Here is a 16429-nt window from a genome sequence, read left to right on the forward strand (position 1 = left end):
CCATGCCAGTTGGCTCCAGGCCCGGTCGACGGGCCCGTGGTGAGATCGAGGAGCTGCCCAGCGGCTCCCTGCGGGTGCGGGTGTACGCCGGCATCGACCCGGTGTCCAAGCGGCGGCGCTACCTCACCGAGACGGTACCCGCCGGGCCGGTCGCCGCGCGGCACGCCGAATCCGTCCGCAGTCGGCTGCTCGACACGGTACGACGACAGCACGGGCGGACGCCGGCACCGCGCACACCGGCGGACGACGCCCGTCCGGCCCCGGTCGGCCCCGCCCCCGACGCGTCCGTGCCCGCGCCCACCGCGCCGACGGGTCGGGCGACCGGACCGCAGCGGCGCAGCCGCAGGCGGGGCGAGCCCACGCTGACCACCATCGCCCAACTGGCGGACGTGTCGACACCCACCGTGTCGAAGGTCCTCAACGGCCGCGCGGGGGTCGCGGCGGAGACCCGCGCCCGGGTGGAGGCGCTGCTGCGCGAGCACGGCTACCGCCGGCCGGAACTGGGCACCCCGCACGCCAGCGTGGAGGTGGTCTTCTACGGCATGCAGAGCAACCTGGCGGTGATGATCATGCAGGGGGTGCAGCAGGTCGCCGGGGCGCACCGGTTCGCCGTCGGCTTCACCGACGCCCGCCGGCAGGTCTCGGAGGGGCGGTTCTGGGCCCGCGACCTGCTCGCCCGCCGCCCGACCGGGGTGATCGCGGTCCACCTCGGCTTCACCTCCGAACAACACGCCCTGCTGGCGGCGAGCGCGATCCCGCTGGTGGTCCTCGACCCCACCGGCGAGCCGCCGCTGCACGCCGTCCCGTCGGTGACCTCGACCAACTGGAGCGGTGGCTTCGAGGCCGCCCGCCACCTGCTCGACCTCGGCCACCGCCGGATCGGGGTGATCTCCGGACCGACCGAACGGCTCTGCGCCAAGGCCCGGCTGGACGGCGCGCGGGCCGCCCTGGAGGCGGCCGGCGTCGGACTACCCGCGCGCTGGCTGCGCCACGGCCACTGGTTCTCCTTCGAGGACGGCCTCAACCACGGTCAGGAACTGCTCCGGCAGGACCCGGCGCCGACGGCGATCGTGTGCGGCAACGACCTGCAGGCGCTCGGGGTCTACGAGGCGGCCCGGCTGGCCGGCCGGCGGATCCCCCGGGACCTCAGCGTGGTCGGCTTCGACGACATCCCCTACACCATGTTCTGCGGGCCGCCGATGACCTCGGTGCGGCAGCCGTTGGTCGAGATGGGCGCGGCGGCGGCCCGGATGGTGCTGACCCTGGCCGCCGACAAGAGCCTCGCCCAGACCCGGGTGGAGCTGGCGACCACGCTGGTGGTGCGGGACAGCACCGCCGTCGCGTACGAGCACTGACCCGGCCGGGGCTGCACCGGATCGCGGAAACCTGTCCTTGTCGTTACCGAACCGTTTCGAGTAGCATCCGATCCGATCGATACGGCAGGTCGTCGTGGCGCGCTTCCCCCGCCGTCGACGCGCCCCCGACCCGCCGGTCGAGGACACGCTGCACCACAGGTCGGCCGGCCCGGCGGACGCGGGCCGGGCACCCGCGAGGACCCAGGGAGGGACCAGGCCACCCGTCACCGCCAGTTCGCACACCGCCCGCGATCCGTGATGACGAATATCACGGCACGCGGACGATACTCGGTCGCGTCACCGACCCATACGGGGCGACACGCCGCGTAGACTCTCGCTGATCCAGCGTTGTCCACGGCGTGTGCGCCCATGCCTCGTGTCCGTCGTCCCTGCCCGGACGCCGGGCCGGGCCGCTTCGCCGGCAACGGGCTGCGGGGCGGACCGAGAGGTGTGGGATGACTGTGCGCGCTCCAGCGATGAGAGACGTGGCCCGCCTCGCCGGAGTGTCCCACCAGACCGTGTCGCGGGTCCTCAACGGTCATCCGCACGTGCGGGAACAGACCCGCCTGCGGGTCCAGGCCGCGATCACCGAACTCGGCTACCGGCCCAACCGGGCGGCCCGCACCCTGGTCACCGGGCGGTCCCAGGTGCTCGGTGTGGTGGCGCTCAACACCACCCTCTACGGCCCGGCCTCCCTGCTGTCCGCGTTCGAACTCGCCGCGGCCGAGGCGGGTTTCGCGGTCAGCGTGGGCAGCGTGCGCAACCTGGACCGCACCTCCATCACCGCCGTCGTCGAGCGGCACCTCGCCCACCGGGTCGCCGGCATCGTGGTGATCGCGCCGGTGGAGTCGGCAGGTGAGGCGCTGGAGTGCCTGCCCACCGACATTCCTCTGGTCACCGTGGACGGTGACCCCCGGCGACCGGTGCCGCTGGTCACCATCGACCAGGTGGAGGGGGGCCGGCTGGCCACCAGGCACCTGCTCGACGCCGGTCACCGCACGGTCTGGCACGTGTCGGGCCCGGCGGACTGGTTCGACAGCGCCGGGCGGATCGCGGGGTGGCGGGAGACGTTGCAGGCGGCGGGAGCGGAGATCCCGCCGGTGCTCCAGGCCGACTGGTCCGCCGCCTCGGGGTACCGGTGCGGGCAGATGCTGGCCCGGACCCCGGAGGTGACCGCGATCTTCACGGCCAACGACGATCTCGCGCTGGGCGTGCTGCACGCGCTGCACGAGCACGGCCGGCGGGTGCCGGACGAGGTCAGCGTGGTCGGCTTCGACGACGTGCCGGACGCCGCGTACTTCATCCCGCCGTTGACCACCGTCCGGCCGGACTTCGACACCGTGGCGGAGGCCAGCCTCGACCTGCTGCTCGCGCAGATCGACGCGGGGGTCGACCACACCCTGCGGCGGACCGTCTCCCCCACCCTGGTCACCCGGGACAGCGTCGCCCCGCCCCGGTGACCGGCCGGTAGCACCGTCGTCGTCACCGCAGGGGCCCACCGCCGCCACCGGCCGCGCCGACCGGGCGGGGCCGGGTCAACTCGCGGGCCGCGACCACCAGCTATGGACAGCGGTCATTGTTAACGTTAACGTAACGACAATCGTCAATTCTCGGGACCGACCTCGGACCGCCCGGCGACCTCTCTTTCGATCCCGGGACCGGCCGACGCCGGCGTGACGCCCGCACCAGTCCCCGGCGCGGCGCTCCCACCCTGGAAGAAAGGCCACCGATGAAGGGCAGTCTGCGCGCCGCGCTGGCAGCCGTCGTCCTCGGTGTCGCGGCAGCCACCGTCCTGGTGACGGCACAGCCCGCGACCGCGGCGACCCTGACCAGAGTCACGGGATTCGGCAACAATCCCACCAACCTCAACATGTACCTGTACGCCCCGAGCACCCTGGCGGCCCGCCCGGCGCTGCTGCTCCTGGTGCACTACTGCGGCGGCTCGGCCAGCGGCATCTTCAACGGCAACGGGCACGACTACGTGACCGCCGCCGACCGCTACGGCTACCTCATCGTGGTGCCCGAGGCCACCCGCAGCGGGAACTGCTTCGACGTCTCCACCCCCGCCGCGCTCACCCGCAACGGTGGCGGCGACTCGACCGGGATCATGTCCATGGTCGCGTACGCCCGGCAGCGCTACCCCGTCGACCCGGCGCGGATCGTGGTCTCCGGCTTCTCGTCCGGCGCGATGATGACCAACGTGCTCGCGGCGCAGTACCCCGACGTCTTCTCCGCCGCGTCCGCGTTCTCCGGAGTGCCGGCCGGCTGCTTCGCCACCACCGACGGCTCACTGTGGAACAGCAGGTGCTCCGGCGGCAACGTGATCAAGACGGCGCAGCAGTGGGGCGACCAGGCCCGCGCCATGTACCCCGGGTACACCGGCCGCTATCCACGGATGCAGCTGTGGCACGGCGCGACGGACACCACCCTGGCGTACCCCAACTTCGGTGAAGAGATCAAGCAGTGGACCAACCTGCACGGGTTGAGCACCACGCCCACCGCCACCGACCGCCCGCAGTCGTCCTGGACCCGCACCCGGTACGGCGGGACGGGCCCGCAGTCCCCGGTCGAGGGGATCAGCATCGCCGGGGTGGGTCACCAGCTGCCGATGGCCGGCCAACTCGCGTACGCCATCACCTTCCTCGGCCTGGACGGCAGCGCCCCGACGCCCTCACCCACCCCGACGCCCACGCCGACGGTCTCCCCCACCCCGACGCCGACCCCGACGGTCACCCCCACCCCGACGCCGACGGTCACCCCCACCTCGACCCCGACGCCCACGCCGACCTCGTCGCCGCAGTCGGGCCCCTGCCGGGTCACCGACACGATCAGCGCATGGAACAACGGGCTGACCGCCAGCATCACCATCGTCAACACCGGGAGCACGACGCTCGACGGCTGGTCCCTGGGGTTCACCCTGCCCGCCGGGCAGGTCATCACCGGCGGCTGGAACGCCAGCTACGCGCCGAGCAGCGGCCAGGTCACCGCCACGAACGTCAGCTACAACGGCACGCTGGCCCCGGGAGCGTCGACGACGATCGGCTTCCAGGCCACCCACACCGGTAACGCCGCCGCCCCCGCGACGTTCACCCTCAACGGCGCGACCTGCGTGACCGCCTGACCCGCCGGGTCACCCCCCGTCGCCCCGCCCGGCGTCGGGGGGTGACCCGTCCACCAGCCCGCCGGGCGTACCGCACCGTCCTTCCACCACCAGGAGATCCCGTGCGAGAGAACCGACTCCTCCGCCGACGGCCGGCGCTGGTCGCCGCCACCGCCACCGCCCTGCTGCTCGTCACCGCCGCCGCCACCCAGACCTCGGCCTCGGCCGCCGCCGCCGGCTGCCAGGTGGACTACACCGTCAGCTCGTCCTGGCAGGGTGGCTTCGGCGCCAACGTCACCATCACCAACCTCGGCGACGCGGTGGACGGGTGGCGGCTGACCTGGAGCTACGCCGCCGGGCAGACCGTCACCCAGCTCTGGAACGGCAGCTACACCCAGGCCGGTGCCCAGGTCACCGTCACCAACGCCAGCTACAACGGCGCGATCCCCACCAACGGCACCGCCAGCTTCGGCTTCAACGGCGCGTGGACCGGCAGCAACCCCGCGCCCACCGCGTTCAGCCTCAACGGCACCACCTGCACCGGCGGGGTGAACCCGACCACCGGGCCACCGCCGACCACTCCCCCGCCGACCACGCCGCCACCCACCACCCCGCCGCCGACCACGCCGCCACCCGGCACCAGCCAGCCGTGTGACATCTACGCCGCCGGAGGCACCGCCTGCATCGCGGCGCACAGCACCACCCGGGCGCTCTACGCCGCCTACAACGGCTCGCTCTACCAGGTGCGCCGGTCCTCGGACAACACCACCCGCAACATCGGGGTGCTGTCGCCGGGCGGACGGGCCAACGCCGCCAGCCAGGACAGCTTCTGCGCGAACACCACCTGCGTCATCACGGTCATCTACGACCAGTCCGGGCGCGGCAACAACCTCGGCTACCAGGGCTCCGGCGGCGTCGGTGGCGCCGTCCAACCGGCGGTCGCCAACAAGGAGTCGGTGACGGTCGGCGGGGACAAGGTCTACTCGCTCTACATCCCCGGCAGGAGCAGCTACTGGCGTGACGGCCACCTGACCGGGGTGCCGACCGGCGCCGCGCCCGAGGGCATGTACATGGTCACCAGCGGCACCCACGTCAACAGCGGCTGCTGTTTCGACTACGGCAACAGCGAGACCACCAGGCGGGCCGACGGCGCGGGCGCGATGGACGCGATCTACTTCGGCACGAGCTGCTGGTTCGGCGGCTGCTCCGGCTCCGGCCCGTGGGTGCAGGCCGACCTGGAGTACGGCCTCTACCCGGGCGGCAGCAGCTCCTGGAACTCCAACCAGCGGGCGTTCACCAGCAAGTTCGTCACCGCCACCCTGAAGAACAACGGCACCTCACGGTTCGCCATCAAGGGCAGCAACGCGCAGTCCGGCAGCCTCTACACCCTCTACGACGGGTCGCTGCCGCGCGGGTACAGCCCGATGCGCAAGCAGGGCGCGATCATCCTGGGCAGCGGCGGGGACTGCTGCATCGACAACACCAACCAGAGCGTCGGCACGTTCTACGAGGGGGCGATGGTCGCCGGCTACCCGTCGGACGCCACCGAGAACGCGGTGCAGGCCAACATCACCGCCGCCGGCTACCGCTGACCCCGATGGCCGAGGAGGTCCGATGCAGCACCGTGTCACTTCCGCGGCGACCCGACGGGTGGCCGTCCTGCTCGCCACCACCCTCCTGCTCGTGACGGGCCTGGTCGGCGCCACCGGGCCCCAGCCGGCGCAGGCGTGGGACAACGGCGTCGCCGACACCCCGCCGATGGGGTGGAACAGCTACGACTCGTTCAACTGGAGCGTCACCGAGGCCGACGTCCGGGCCAACGCCGACTACATGGGCGCGAACCTGCGCCAGTACGGCTGGCAGTACATCGTCGTCGACTGGGCCTGGTACTTCCCCGGGCAGCACAACGGCAGCCCCAACCAGGACGCCAACCTGCAACCCCGGCTCCGGATGGACGCCAACGGGCGGCTGCTGCCCGACACCACCCGGTTCCCGTCGGCGGCCGGCGACAACGGGTTCAAGCCGCTGGCCGACCACGTGCACGCCCAGGGGCTCAAGTTCGGCGTACACCTGATGCGGGGCATCCCCCGGCAGGCGGTCGCGGACAACGTGCCGATCCTCGGCACCTCGTGCCGGGCCAACCAGATCGACGCCGGCAACAGCGCGGCCTGGCTGAACCTGATGTGGGGGCTGGACATGTCCAACCCCTGTGCGCAGGCGTACCTCGACTCGGTGTTCCAGTTGCTCGCCGCGTGGGGCGTCGACTTCGTGAAGATCGACGACATCGCCGCGCCGACCTACCGGCAGTCCGAGGTGGAGGGCTACCGGACGGCGATCCAGCGCAGCGGCCGGCCGATGGTGCTGAGCCTGTCGCCGGGGGCCACGCCGCTGTCCGCCGGGCCGCACGTGCAGAGCAACGCCCACATGTGGCGGATCGTCAACGACCTGTGGGACAACTGGTCGTCGGTGGACGCCCTGTTCGACCAATTGCGCAACTGGACGCCGTACCGCAGGACGGGAGCCTGGCCCGATCCGGACATGATCCCGATCGGCCGGCTGTCGAAGTACGGCCCGGTCGGCTCGCCGCGCTACTCGAACCTCAGTGCGGACGAGCAGCGCACCCTCATGTCACTCTGGGTGATCAACCGGGTGCCGCTGATGTGGGGCGGCAACCTGGTGGAGAACCGGGCGGCGGAGCTGGCGTTGATGACCAACAGCGCGGTGCTGGCGGTCGACCAGCGCAGCGCCAACAACCGGCAGCTCACCGGCGGCACCCGGCAGGTGTGGGTGGCCGACGTGCCGGACAGCGCCGACCGGTACGTCGCGCTGTTCAACCGGGAGGGTTCGGCGGCCACCGTGTCGTTGAACCTCGCCGACCTGGGCATCGGCTCGGCCACCGCGACGGACCTGTGGTCCGGCGCGGCCCTGGGCACCTCGACCGGGACGTTCGGCCGCTCGCTGCCCGCCCACGGCGCCGGGCTCTACCGGCTGACGCCGCAGACCACCACCCCGACCCCGACGACCGCCACGCTGACCGCCCGGCACAGCACGAAGCTGCTGGACGTCAGCAACGCCGCCACGACCGACGGCGCGAACGTCGTGCAGTGGGCGGCGAACGGTCAGGCCAACCAGCGGTGGCGGTTCTCCGAGGTCGGTGGCGGCTGGTCCACGGTGGTGAGCGTCAACAGCGGAAAGTGCCTCGACGTCTACGGCGGTGCCGGCACGACCGCGGACGGCGCCCGGGTGGTGCAGTGGACCTGCAACGGGGGCACCAACCAGCAGTGGCGGCTCCAGGACGTCGGTGACGGTTGGGTGCAACTGGTCGCCCGGCACAGCAACAAGTGTCTCGACGTGCTCAACGCCGGGCTGACCGACGGGGCGCAGGTCGTGCAGTGGACCTGCGGCGCCGGCGCCAACCAGCAGTGGCGGCGGACGCCGGTGTGACGCGGCGGGGACGCCTCCGCCGGTGAGGGAGGCGCAGGGCCGGGTTCGCTCCCCGGCCCTGCGCCCTGTCGGAGGTCGCCCGGGTGGTCCGGGCGCGACGGGGCTCCGGGCGGAGCACCTCTGCGGGGGGTGCGCCGCCCGGAGCCGTCGTCGGGTCGGTCAGCTGGCGGTGCAGGTGGGGGTCATCCCCGCCCCGCTGCCGTTGCCCTGGAACCCGAACTCGGTCGACTGACCCGCACCGAGCGCACCGTTGTAGTCCACGTTCGTGAACCGCACCGTCCCGGAACTACCACTGGCCGTCGCCGACCACGTCCCGGTCACACTCGACCCACTCGGCAACGTCATGCTCACCGTCCACCCACGCGTACCCGACGAACCCGCGGTCACCTTCACCGTCGCCACGAAACCACCGGTCCACGAATTCAACGACACCGACGCCGAACACCCGCCCGTGGCCGGCGGGGTCGTCGGCGGCGGGGTGGTCGGGTTCGGCGGCCCGGTGGTGGGGTTCGGCGGGGTGGTCGTCGGGTTCGGCGGCCCGGTGGTGGGGCTGGCGCTGTCGAAGCCGAGGAAGCGGACGGCCTGCGCGGCGTCGAACGGGATGGAGTGCCCGTAGCCCTGGAAGCTGATCGCCTCCACCGGCGGCGTGCCACCGGTGCCGCCGTACCGGGTGCGGGTGGCGCTGGTCTGCGGGTAGTCGGTGGAGCTGGGGGTCTGCGAGACACCGAGCACGTTGGTCCACTGCTTGACCTGCTCGCCGAAGTTGACGTAGCTCAGCGTGGTGTCGGTGGTGCCGTGCCAGATCTGCATCCGGGGCCGCTTGCCGGTGTAGCCGGGGTAGGCGTTGCGGACCAGGTCACCCCACTGCTGCGGGGTCTTCACGATCCGCCCGCCGGAGCACTCGCTGTTCCACTCCGAGCCGTTGGTGGTGGCGAAGCAGCCGAACGGGACGCCGGAGGAGCTGACCCCGGCGTTGAACACGTCCGGGTAGACCCCCGCCATCACGTTGGTCATCATCGCGCCGGAGGAGAACCCGGCGACGCCGATCCGGTTCGCGTCGACCGGGTAGCGGTTCCGCACGTAGTCGATCATCGACTTGAGGCCGACCGGGTCGCTGCCGCCGTCGCGGCGCAGCGCCTGCGGGGAGGAGACGTCCCAGCACTTGCTGCTGCGGGTCACCGACGGGTAGATCACGATGTAGCCGTACCGGTCGGCCAGCGAGCTGAGCCCGTAGCCGGTGTGCAGGGCCGGGCCGCTGCCGGTGCAGTAGTGCAGGGCCAGCAGCAGCGCCGGCCGGGCGGCCACCCGGTCGGGCACGTACAGGTGCATCTGCAGGTTGGTCGGGTTGGTGCCGAAGTTGGTCACCTGGGTCAGCGTCGCGGCCGACGCCGGGTTGGGGGCCGTGACCACGGCCGTGACGGTCGCCAGGGCCGTCGCCAGCGCGGCGGCCAGCAGTGCGAGTCGGGGTTTCATCGGCGGTTCCTCTGTCGGAGTCGGTGGTCAGCGGCGGACGACGGGCCGTCCCGGCGTGCGGGACGACGGTCCGGACTGGCCCGGTCCGGGGCTGGCCGACGATGGTCCGGCCGGGGCGCGTCGCGCCGGCCGGCTGGTGGGGGCGGTGATGCACCGCCGGCCCGACCCGGTGCGCCCGGGTCGGGCCGGCGGCGGTTCTACTCAACTCACGGTGGTGCTCAACTGACTGTGGTGCTCAGCTGGCGGTGCAGGTGGGGGTCATCCCCGCCCCGCTGCCGTTGCCCTGGAACCCGAACTCGGTCGACTGACCCGCACCGAGCGCACCGTTGTAGTCCACGTTCGTGAACCGCACCGTCCCGGAACTACCACTGGCCGTCGCCGACCACGTCCCGGTCACACTCGACCCACTCGGCAACGTCATGCTCACCGTCCACCCACGCGTACCCGACGAACCCGCGGTCACCTTCACCGTCGCCACGAAACCACCGGTCCACGAATTCAACGACACCGACGCCGAACACCCCGAACCACCCGGCGGCGGAGTCGTCGGGTTCGGCGGGGTGGTCGTCGGGTTCGGCGGGGTCGTCGTCGGGTTCGGCGGCGTCGTCGTCGGGTTGGGGATGCCCGACCCGGCGTTGAGCGCGTTCAGCACCGAGTCGTACGCCGGCTTCTTGTTGCCGTTGCAGTCGAACAGCAGGGCGTTGTCGGAGCCGCGCCACGAGTCGCAGTCCCGCACCCCCCACACGGTGATGCTGGTGCAGCGGGAGACGGCCATGCAGGCCCGGGTGACCGTGCCGAAGATGTTGGCCTGGTTGCCGCCGGTCATCACGTCCAGCTCGGTGATCTGGACGTCCACGCCCAGGTCGGCGAAGCGCTGGAGGTTGGCCTGGTAGTCGCTCGCGATCGTGGTGCCCAGGTGGGACTGGAAGCCGACGCAGTCGATCGGCACGCCGCGGGACTTGAAGTCCCGCACCATGTTGTAGATGCCCGTCGACTTCGCGTTGACCCCGTCGGTGTTGTAGTCGTTGTAGCAGAGCTTCGCGCCCGGGTCGGCGGCCCGGGCAGCCCGGAACGCCGCCTCGATCCAGTCGTTGCCGGTGCGCTGCAGGTTCGAGTCACGACGACCACCGCTGCCACCGTCGGCGAACGCCTCGTTCACCACGTCCCACGCGTAGACCTTGCCCCGGTAGTGGGTGGCGACCTGGGTGACGTGGTTGATCATCGCGCTGCGCAGGGCGCTGCCCGACATGCTCTGCGCCCAGCCCGGTTCCTGCTGGTGCCAGAGCAGTGCGTGGCCACGCACGCCCATCCCGTTGGCCTGGGCGTGGCTGACCAGCCGGTCGCCGCCGGTGTAGACGAACCGGCCCTGGGACGGCTCGGTGGCGTCCCACTTCATCTCGTTCTCGGCCGTGACGGAGTTGAACTCACGGTTGAGCACGGTGGTGTAGGTGCTGGTGGACAGCTTGCCCGTCGCGACCGCCGCGCCGAAGTAGCGGCCCTTCTCGGCCGCCGCCGCCCGCAGGGTCGTCCCGGCGCTGGCTACGGGGGCCATCGCCAACGTCATCCCGACGGTGAGTGCGCCGGCCACGGCGAGGGTCGCCGTGGCCAGTAGGGCTCTCTTGGGTCTCATGTCGCATCCTTTTCGAGGTGGGTGCAGCGGTGGTGGTACTGAGGTGCCCGGTTCCCGGTGCGGCGGGTCGTGCCGGCCGGCGGGGTCCGCCGTCCGGTCGGCCAGGACGGACCATCGTGGCCGCCGTACCCGGCCCGGACGAGGGACTGTCGGCGGTGTCCCGGTCGCGGTCCGTGCCGGCCGTCGACCTCGGTGACCTCGACGCCGGGGCCGCAGCCCGGGTCGGCGAGAGGATCACCCGCTGCGGGTAACGGCGCAGCGCCTCCCGAAAAGGGCGCCATGATCCTCCTTCGAGGAGACCGGGCCGGCCGTCGACGGAGTCGTCCCGCCCCTGCTCGGGGCCGGTCGCGCCGTCGCCGGCAGCTACTGATGGGAAATCCTGACCCGACGTCCCACATGCCCTGGGGGGACGTCACGATCCGAGGCTCGACCAGCACGGCTCGCCCGGTGAGCCATCAGGTGCGGTGGTCCTCGACATCGACTGTGAGCGATAACATGTGTTTCGTCAAGTCGTACCGCGGTGAGCCGGGTCGATCGTGGCGACCAGGTTCACCGGCATGGCGTCCGGGCCGTAGAGTCTCTCGCCGTGATCGAGATCGGCACGCAGGTCGACCTGCTGCACCCCGCTGACCGGGTCTGGCGCGCGGTGACCGATCCGGCGCTGCTGGCCCGCTGGTTCGCCGCGGCCGGGGCGGTGCCCGGCCGGCCGGACCGGTGGCGGGTGGGCACCGCCGGGCTGCCCGGCTTCGACGGCGACGTCGAACTCGCCGTCGTTGCCCGGCGGGCACCGGAGCTGCTCGTGCTCCGGTGTGTCGAGGGGGCCCGGCACACCGAGGTGACCTGCGGCGTCACCGCCACCGGCGAGGGCTGCCGGGTGACCGTCCGGGAGACCCTGGAGCACGGCGACTGGTCCGCCGGGCAGGGCGCGCGCCGCGAGGAGTGTTACCGGCAGTCGCTGGCCGGACGCCTGCCCGCGCTGCTCGACTGGTTGGCCTTCCGCGAGGTCGACCTGCGGCGGGACAGTGCCGCGCCGACCGCCGTGCTGCCGGTGGCACTGATGGCCGACGTGGGCCGGCCGCCGACCCGGGGCCGTACCCGCCGGGTGGTGGTCGGATCGGGCGCGGCGGCGCTGGCGCTCGGGCTGGCCGGGTGGGCCCTGCTGCCGCCGGAACGGGAGGAACCGACCGGGGCGGCCCCGGTGGCACCGCCGACGCGCCCGACCGCCACGCCGAGCCCGTCGAGGTCCGCCGCGTCGGCGCGCCCGACCTCGGCCCCGCCGTCGCGCAGCGTCCCGCCGAGCCGGTCGCCGTCGGTGAGCCCGTCGCGCACCCCCACCCCGACCCCGGCGGTCGCGGCGCCGTTGGACGCCCGGTACGCGACGGTGTCGACCCGGGTCTTCGGGTACACCGGGGAGGTGGTGGTCGACAACCCGGGCGGGACGCCGGCCACCGGCTGGACGGTCGTCGTCACGCTGCCCCGGGGCAGTTCGGCGGCGGAGGTGACAGGTGCCGACTGGCGACAGGACGGGCAGTCGGTCACCTTCACCGGCCCGGCCGTCGCGGCGGGCGGCACGCAGGCCATCCGCTTCGACGTCCGCACCGCCGACCCGGTCACCAAGGAGCCCCAGGGCTGCACGGTCGACGAGCGCCCCTGCGCCGGGCTGTGAGCGACGCCCCGCGCCAGCCGGGGTCCACCGTGGACCCGGCCGGTCAGGCCGGCGGCGGTGCGGTGCTGTGGCGTACGGTCAGGGTGGTCGCCAGTTCCAGGCGGACCTGGCCGGTCGGTTCCCCCCGCCCGAGGGCGAGGGCCAGTTCGGTGGCGGTGACCGCCATCTCGCGCAGCGGTTGGTGCACGGTGGTCAGTGCCGGGTCGACCAGGGTGGCCACCGGCAGGTCGTCGAAGCCGACGACGCTGAGGTCGGCGGGAATCCGCAGCCCGAGCGTGCGGGCGGCCTGGTAGACCCCGACGGCCTGCAGGTCGTTGCCGGTGCACACCGCCGTCGGGCGGTCGGGGCGACGGAGCAGGTCGAGGGCGGCGGCCCGGCCGTCGGCGTCGGTCAGGCCGGCGTGCCGGACCAGGTCGGACGTCACCGGCAGCCCGGCGGCCTCCAGGGCGGAGCGGTAGCCGTCCAGCCGGGCCCGGCAGCACAGGACGTGTTCCGGGCCGGCGACCATCGCGATCCGCCGGTGGCCGAGCCCGATCAGGTGGCGGGTGGCCGACCGGCCGCCGGCCCAGTTCGTCGCGCCGACGAACGGGACGTCCTCGGGCAGCTCGGTGGTGGGGTCGAAGACCACGAACGGGATGCCCCGGGCGCGTAGCAACCGGTGCTGTTCCGCGTCCAGCTGGGCCACCATGACCAGGCAGTCCGGCCGCCGGGCGAGGGTGTCGTCGATCCAGTACCGGATCGCGTTGCGCTGCGGCCCGAACTCGGTGAGGACGACGCCGACGCGGTGCTGCCGGGCCACCCGCTCGACCCCCCGGATGATCTCCAGGCCCCACATGTCCTCGATCTCGTCGAAGACCAGTTCCATCATATTGCTGCGGGTGACCGGGGCGGCCCTGCGGTAGCCGTGCCGGCTGATCGCCGCCTCGACGCGGGCCCGGGTGTCCGCCGCGACGCCGGACCGGCCGTTGATCACTTTCGACACGGTCGGCACCGAGACACCCGCCGACGCGGCGATCGCCGCGATCGTCACGGGTCTGGTGGGATCGGCGAGCGACACCAGGTCGCCGCCCGGTCCGCCCGACTCGGCGTGGCTCAACCCGGCCTCCTCCCCGGCGGTGGCTGCCGGTCACGCCGGTGGCCGGGCACCGACCGGGCAGCCGGCACCGTCGCGGGGACCGCCGGCATCGTTCAGGGGGACCCAGGATAACCCGACCGTCGATGTCCGTCCGCCGGGCACGGACGGACCGGGACGGAAACTTTCCATCGACTGCAAGAAATATTCGACGAGCGTTCGGATCGAGCGCGGCAGATCATGGCGGCCGGTCCGGCGCGGGGGCGTGGAGCGCCCCGGTCATTGACGCACGTCGACCGATACTTGTAAGGTCTGCGACGGAAACTTTCCAGGATCATCATCCGATCGTTTCCAGGCGGGAGCCTCGCCACTCATCGCGGACGTCCTGGGCAGCGTCCGCACTCGCCCCGTTCCGGCCGGGCCGCCGGGCGGCCAGCCGACCCCCGGTCGCGCCGGCACGACGCCGTGGCCCGCCCCCGACCCGGACGACACCGGACCGGCCGGGGCCGCCCCGGTCGGCGAGACGTCCGACGACCCCCACCCACCGGCGCCATCCCGGCGAGGAGTTCCCCTGATGAGTACCCAGCACCTCCGACGAATGCGACAGCGGGCCGGCCTGCTCGCCGGCACCCTCGCCGCCCTGCTCCTGGCGGGCCTGATGGTCGCCGGCAACGCCCAGGCCGCCGCCGGCTGCCGGGTGGCGTACACCGTGCCGGCCCAGTGGCAGGGCGGTTTCACCGCCGACGTACAGGTCACCAACCTCGGTGACGCGGTCAACGGCTGGAGCCTGGCCTGGACCTTCCCGGCCGGCCAGCGCGTCACCCAGGCGTGGAACGTGACGACCACCGCCGCAGGCGACCAGGTCACCGCGAAGAACCTCAGCTACAACGCGGCGATCGCCACCAACGGCACCGTCTCCTTCGGCTTCAACGGGTCGTGGACGGGCAGCAACCCGGTGCCGACCTCGTTCACCCTCAACGGGGTCGCCTGCACCGGGGGCGTGAGCACGCCGACGCCGACCGGCACCACCGCGCCGCCGTCCCCGACGCTCTCCCCCTCCCCGACGGTCTCGCCGACGACCTCGCCGTCGCCGTCACCCGGTGGCGACCCGATGGCGGCGGTGGCCGCGATGCAGCCCGGCTGGAACCTGGGCAACACCCTCGACGCGATCCCCGACGAGACCGCGTGGGGCAACCCGCTGACCACCCAGGCCCTGCTGCGGCAGGTGCGCTCGCAGGGCTACCGCAGCATCCGCCTGCCGGTGACCTGGACCGACCACACCGGGCCGGCCCCGACCTACACCATCGACCCGGTCTGGTTGGCCCGGGTCCGCCAGGTGGTCGACTGGTCGCTGGCCGAGGGCTTCTACGTGATGATCAACCTGCACCACGACTCCTGGCAGTGGCTCAACGGCTACCCGGGCGACCGCACCACGGTCATGAACAGGTACACCGCGCTGTGGACCCAGATCGCCACCACGTTCCGTGACCACTCGGCCAAGCTGGTGTTCGAGAACATCAACGAGCCGCAGTTCAACGGCACCGCCGACGACGCCCAGGGCGACGAGGTGCTGCGGGAGCTGCACCTGGCGTTCGTCCGCCTGATCCGCCAGTCCGGCGGCGGCAACGCCACCCGGCTGCTGGTGCTGCCCACCCTGCACACCAGCGGCGAGCAGGCCCGGATGGACGCGCTGAACACCACGATCAGCCAGCTGCGCGACCCCAACATCGCCGCGACCATCCACTTCTACGGGTACTGGCCGTTCAGCGTGAACATCGCCGGGGGCACCCGCTACGACAGCAACGTCGAACAGGACCTCGTCGGCACCTTCGAGCGGGCCCGCGCCTCGTTCGTCGCCCGGGGCATCCCGGTGATCATCGGGGAGTGGGCGCTGCTCAGCTACGACTACACCCGCCCCGGCATCATCGAACGCGGCGAACTGCTGAAGTTCTTCGAGGCGGTCGGCTACCACGCCCGCACCCGCAACCTCACGACCATGCTCTGGGACGCCGGCTCGTTCCTCAACCGCACCACGTTGCAGTGGCGGGACCAGGGCATCTACGACCTGATGAAGGCGAACCTGACCACCCGCTCGGCCACCGCCTCCTCCGACCAGGTCTACCTGCCGCGCAGCGGCACCATCACCGCCAAGTCGCTCACCCTCAACCTCAACGGCACGTCGTTGCAGGGCCTGCGGCAGGGCGGCACCAACCTGGTCGCCGGCACCGACTACACCGTCTCCGGCAGCACCCTGACGCTGACCGCGTCGGCGCTGACCCGACTCGCCGGCAACCGCGCCGCCGGGGTCAACGCCACCATCGAGGCCCGCTTCTCCCAGGGCGTGCCCTGGCAGATCAGCATCATCTCGTACGACCCGCCGACCCAGTCGGCGGCCAGCGGGACGACCGCCTCGTTCGCCATCCCCACCCAGTTCCGGGGCGACCAGCTCGCCACCATGGAGGCCAAGTACGCCGACGGCAGCGGCGCCGGACCGGCCAACTGGACCTCCTACAAGGAGTTCTGGACGCACTTCCAGCCGGACTACACCGCCAACACCATCCTGCTGAAGCCGGAGTTCTTCGCCGAGGTCAACGACGGCCAGGTCACCCTGACCTTCCACTTCTGGAGCGGCACGCAGAAGACGTACCGGATCACGAAGTCCGGGAGCACGGTCACCGGCAGCCCGGCC

The 16429-nt window shown here is 72.3% G+C and carries 12 protein-coding genes; 9 read left to right on the forward strand and 3 right to left on the reverse strand.

What is annotated here, in order from left to right:
• The first annotated feature begins 2 nt into the window (after positions 1-2).
• The 5 genes from B5D80_RS24545 to B5D80_RS24565 all read left to right on the forward strand — a co-directional run bounded on the left by B5D80_RS24545 (position 3) and on the right by B5D80_RS24565 (position 7899).
• Complete coding sequence (locus B5D80_RS24545) at positions 3-1355, forward strand: LacI family DNA-binding transcriptional regulator (RefSeq protein ID WP_088646297.1); 1353 nt, start codon at positions 3-5, stop codon at positions 1353-1355.
• 476 nt (positions 1356-1831) lie between these two features.
• Entirely contained in the window at positions 1832-2815 is a 984-nt protein-coding gene (locus tag B5D80_RS24550; protein ID WP_211291634.1) for a LacI family DNA-binding transcriptional regulator, read from the forward strand.
• A gap of 269 nt (positions 2816-3084) precedes the next feature.
• On the forward strand, positions 3085-4476 hold the full coding sequence (locus tag B5D80_RS24555) for an extracellular catalytic domain type 1 short-chain-length polyhydroxyalkanoate depolymerase (protein WP_088646299.1): 1392 nt from the start codon (positions 3085-3087) through the stop codon (positions 4474-4476).
• 101 nt (positions 4477-4577) lie between these two features.
• Complete coding sequence (locus B5D80_RS24560) at positions 4578-6047, forward strand: arabinofuranosidase catalytic domain-containing protein (RefSeq protein WP_088646300.1); 1470 nt, start codon at positions 4578-4580, stop codon at positions 6045-6047.
• Positions 6048-6069: 22 nt separating this feature from the next.
• On the forward strand, positions 6070-7899 hold the full coding sequence (locus tag B5D80_RS24565) for an alpha-galactosidase (RefSeq protein ID WP_088646301.1): 1830 nt from the start codon (positions 6070-6072) through the stop codon (positions 7897-7899).
• 159 nt (positions 7900-8058) lie between these two features.
• Here the strand turns inward: B5D80_RS24565 and B5D80_RS24570 are convergent, their stop codons facing one another.
• Positions 8059-9372, reverse strand: coding sequence for an extracellular catalytic domain type 1 short-chain-length polyhydroxyalkanoate depolymerase (locus B5D80_RS24570; protein ID WP_088646302.1), 1314 nt, complete (start codon positions 9370-9372; stop codon positions 8059-8061).
• 55 nt (positions 9373-9427) lie between these two features.
• Here B5D80_RS24570 and B5D80_RS33470 point away from each other — a divergent pair, with 55 nt between their 5' ends.
• Entirely contained in the window at positions 9428-9598 is a 171-nt protein-coding gene (locus tag B5D80_RS33470) for a hypothetical protein (RefSeq protein ID WP_158224233.1), read from the forward strand.
• Positions 9599-9607: 9 nt separating this feature from the next.
• Here B5D80_RS33470 and B5D80_RS24575 read toward each other — a convergent pair whose 3' ends face one another.
• Positions 9608-11002, reverse strand: a complete 1395-nt coding sequence (locus tag B5D80_RS24575; RefSeq protein WP_088646303.1) for an endo-1,4-beta-xylanase — start codon at positions 11000-11002, stop codon at positions 9608-9610.
• Positions 11003-11118: 116 nt separating this feature from the next.
• On the opposite strand from B5D80_RS24575, the gene B5D80_RS34900 reads away from it, so the two are divergent.
• Together B5D80_RS34900 and B5D80_RS24580 are read left to right on the forward strand one after the other, a co-directional pair.
• Positions 11119-11253 (forward strand): hypothetical protein, encoded by a 135-nt coding sequence (locus tag B5D80_RS34900; protein WP_281253496.1) that lies wholly within the window; start codon positions 11119-11121, stop codon positions 11251-11253.
• A gap of 335 nt (positions 11254-11588) precedes the next feature.
• Entirely contained in the window at positions 11589-12668 is a 1080-nt protein-coding gene (locus B5D80_RS24580; protein ID WP_088646304.1) for an SRPBCC family protein, read from the forward strand.
• A gap of 43 nt (positions 12669-12711) precedes the next feature.
• Here the strand turns inward: B5D80_RS24580 and B5D80_RS24585 are convergent, their stop codons facing one another.
• Complete coding sequence (locus B5D80_RS24585; RefSeq protein WP_245854956.1) at positions 12712-13764, reverse strand: LacI family DNA-binding transcriptional regulator; 1053 nt, start codon at positions 13762-13764, stop codon at positions 12712-12714.
• A 550-nt stretch (positions 13765-14314) separates the two neighbouring features.
• Here B5D80_RS24585 and B5D80_RS24590 point away from each other — a divergent pair.
• A partial coding sequence (locus B5D80_RS24590) for a cellulase family glycosylhydrolase (protein ID WP_245854957.1) occupies positions 14315-16429 on the forward strand: 2115 nt, incomplete at its 3' end.

Source organism: Micromonospora wenchangensis, from assembly GCF_002210435.1.
In the GTDB taxonomy this organism is placed as follows: domain Bacteria; phylum Actinomycetota; class Actinomycetes; order Mycobacteriales; family Micromonosporaceae; genus Micromonospora; species Micromonospora wenchangensis.

Excerpts from the sequence above, each read along its gene's own strand:
- B5D80_RS24565 (WP_088646301.1), top strand. The coding sequence starts at position 6,070 with ATGCAGCACCGTGTCACTTCCGCGGCGACCCGACGGGTGGCCGTCCTG.
- B5D80_RS24575 (WP_088646303.1), bottom strand. The coding sequence starts at position 11,002 with ATGAGACCCAAGAGAGCCCTACTGGCCACGGCGACCCTCGCCGTGGCC.
- B5D80_RS24555 (WP_088646299.1), top strand. The coding sequence starts at position 3,085 with ATGAAGGGCAGTCTGCGCGCCGCGCTGGCAGCCGTCGTCCTCGGTGTC.
- B5D80_RS24545 (WP_088646297.1), top strand. The coding sequence starts at position 3 with ATGCCAGTTGGCTCCAGGCCCGGTCGACGGGCCCGTGGTGAGATCGAG.
- B5D80_RS24570 (WP_088646302.1), bottom strand. The coding sequence starts at position 9,372 with ATGAAACCCCGACTCGCACTGCTGGCCGCCGCGCTGGCGACGGCCCTG.
- B5D80_RS24550 (WP_211291634.1), top strand. The coding sequence starts at position 1,832 with ATGAGAGACGTGGCCCGCCTCGCCGGAGTGTCCCACCAGACCGTGTCG.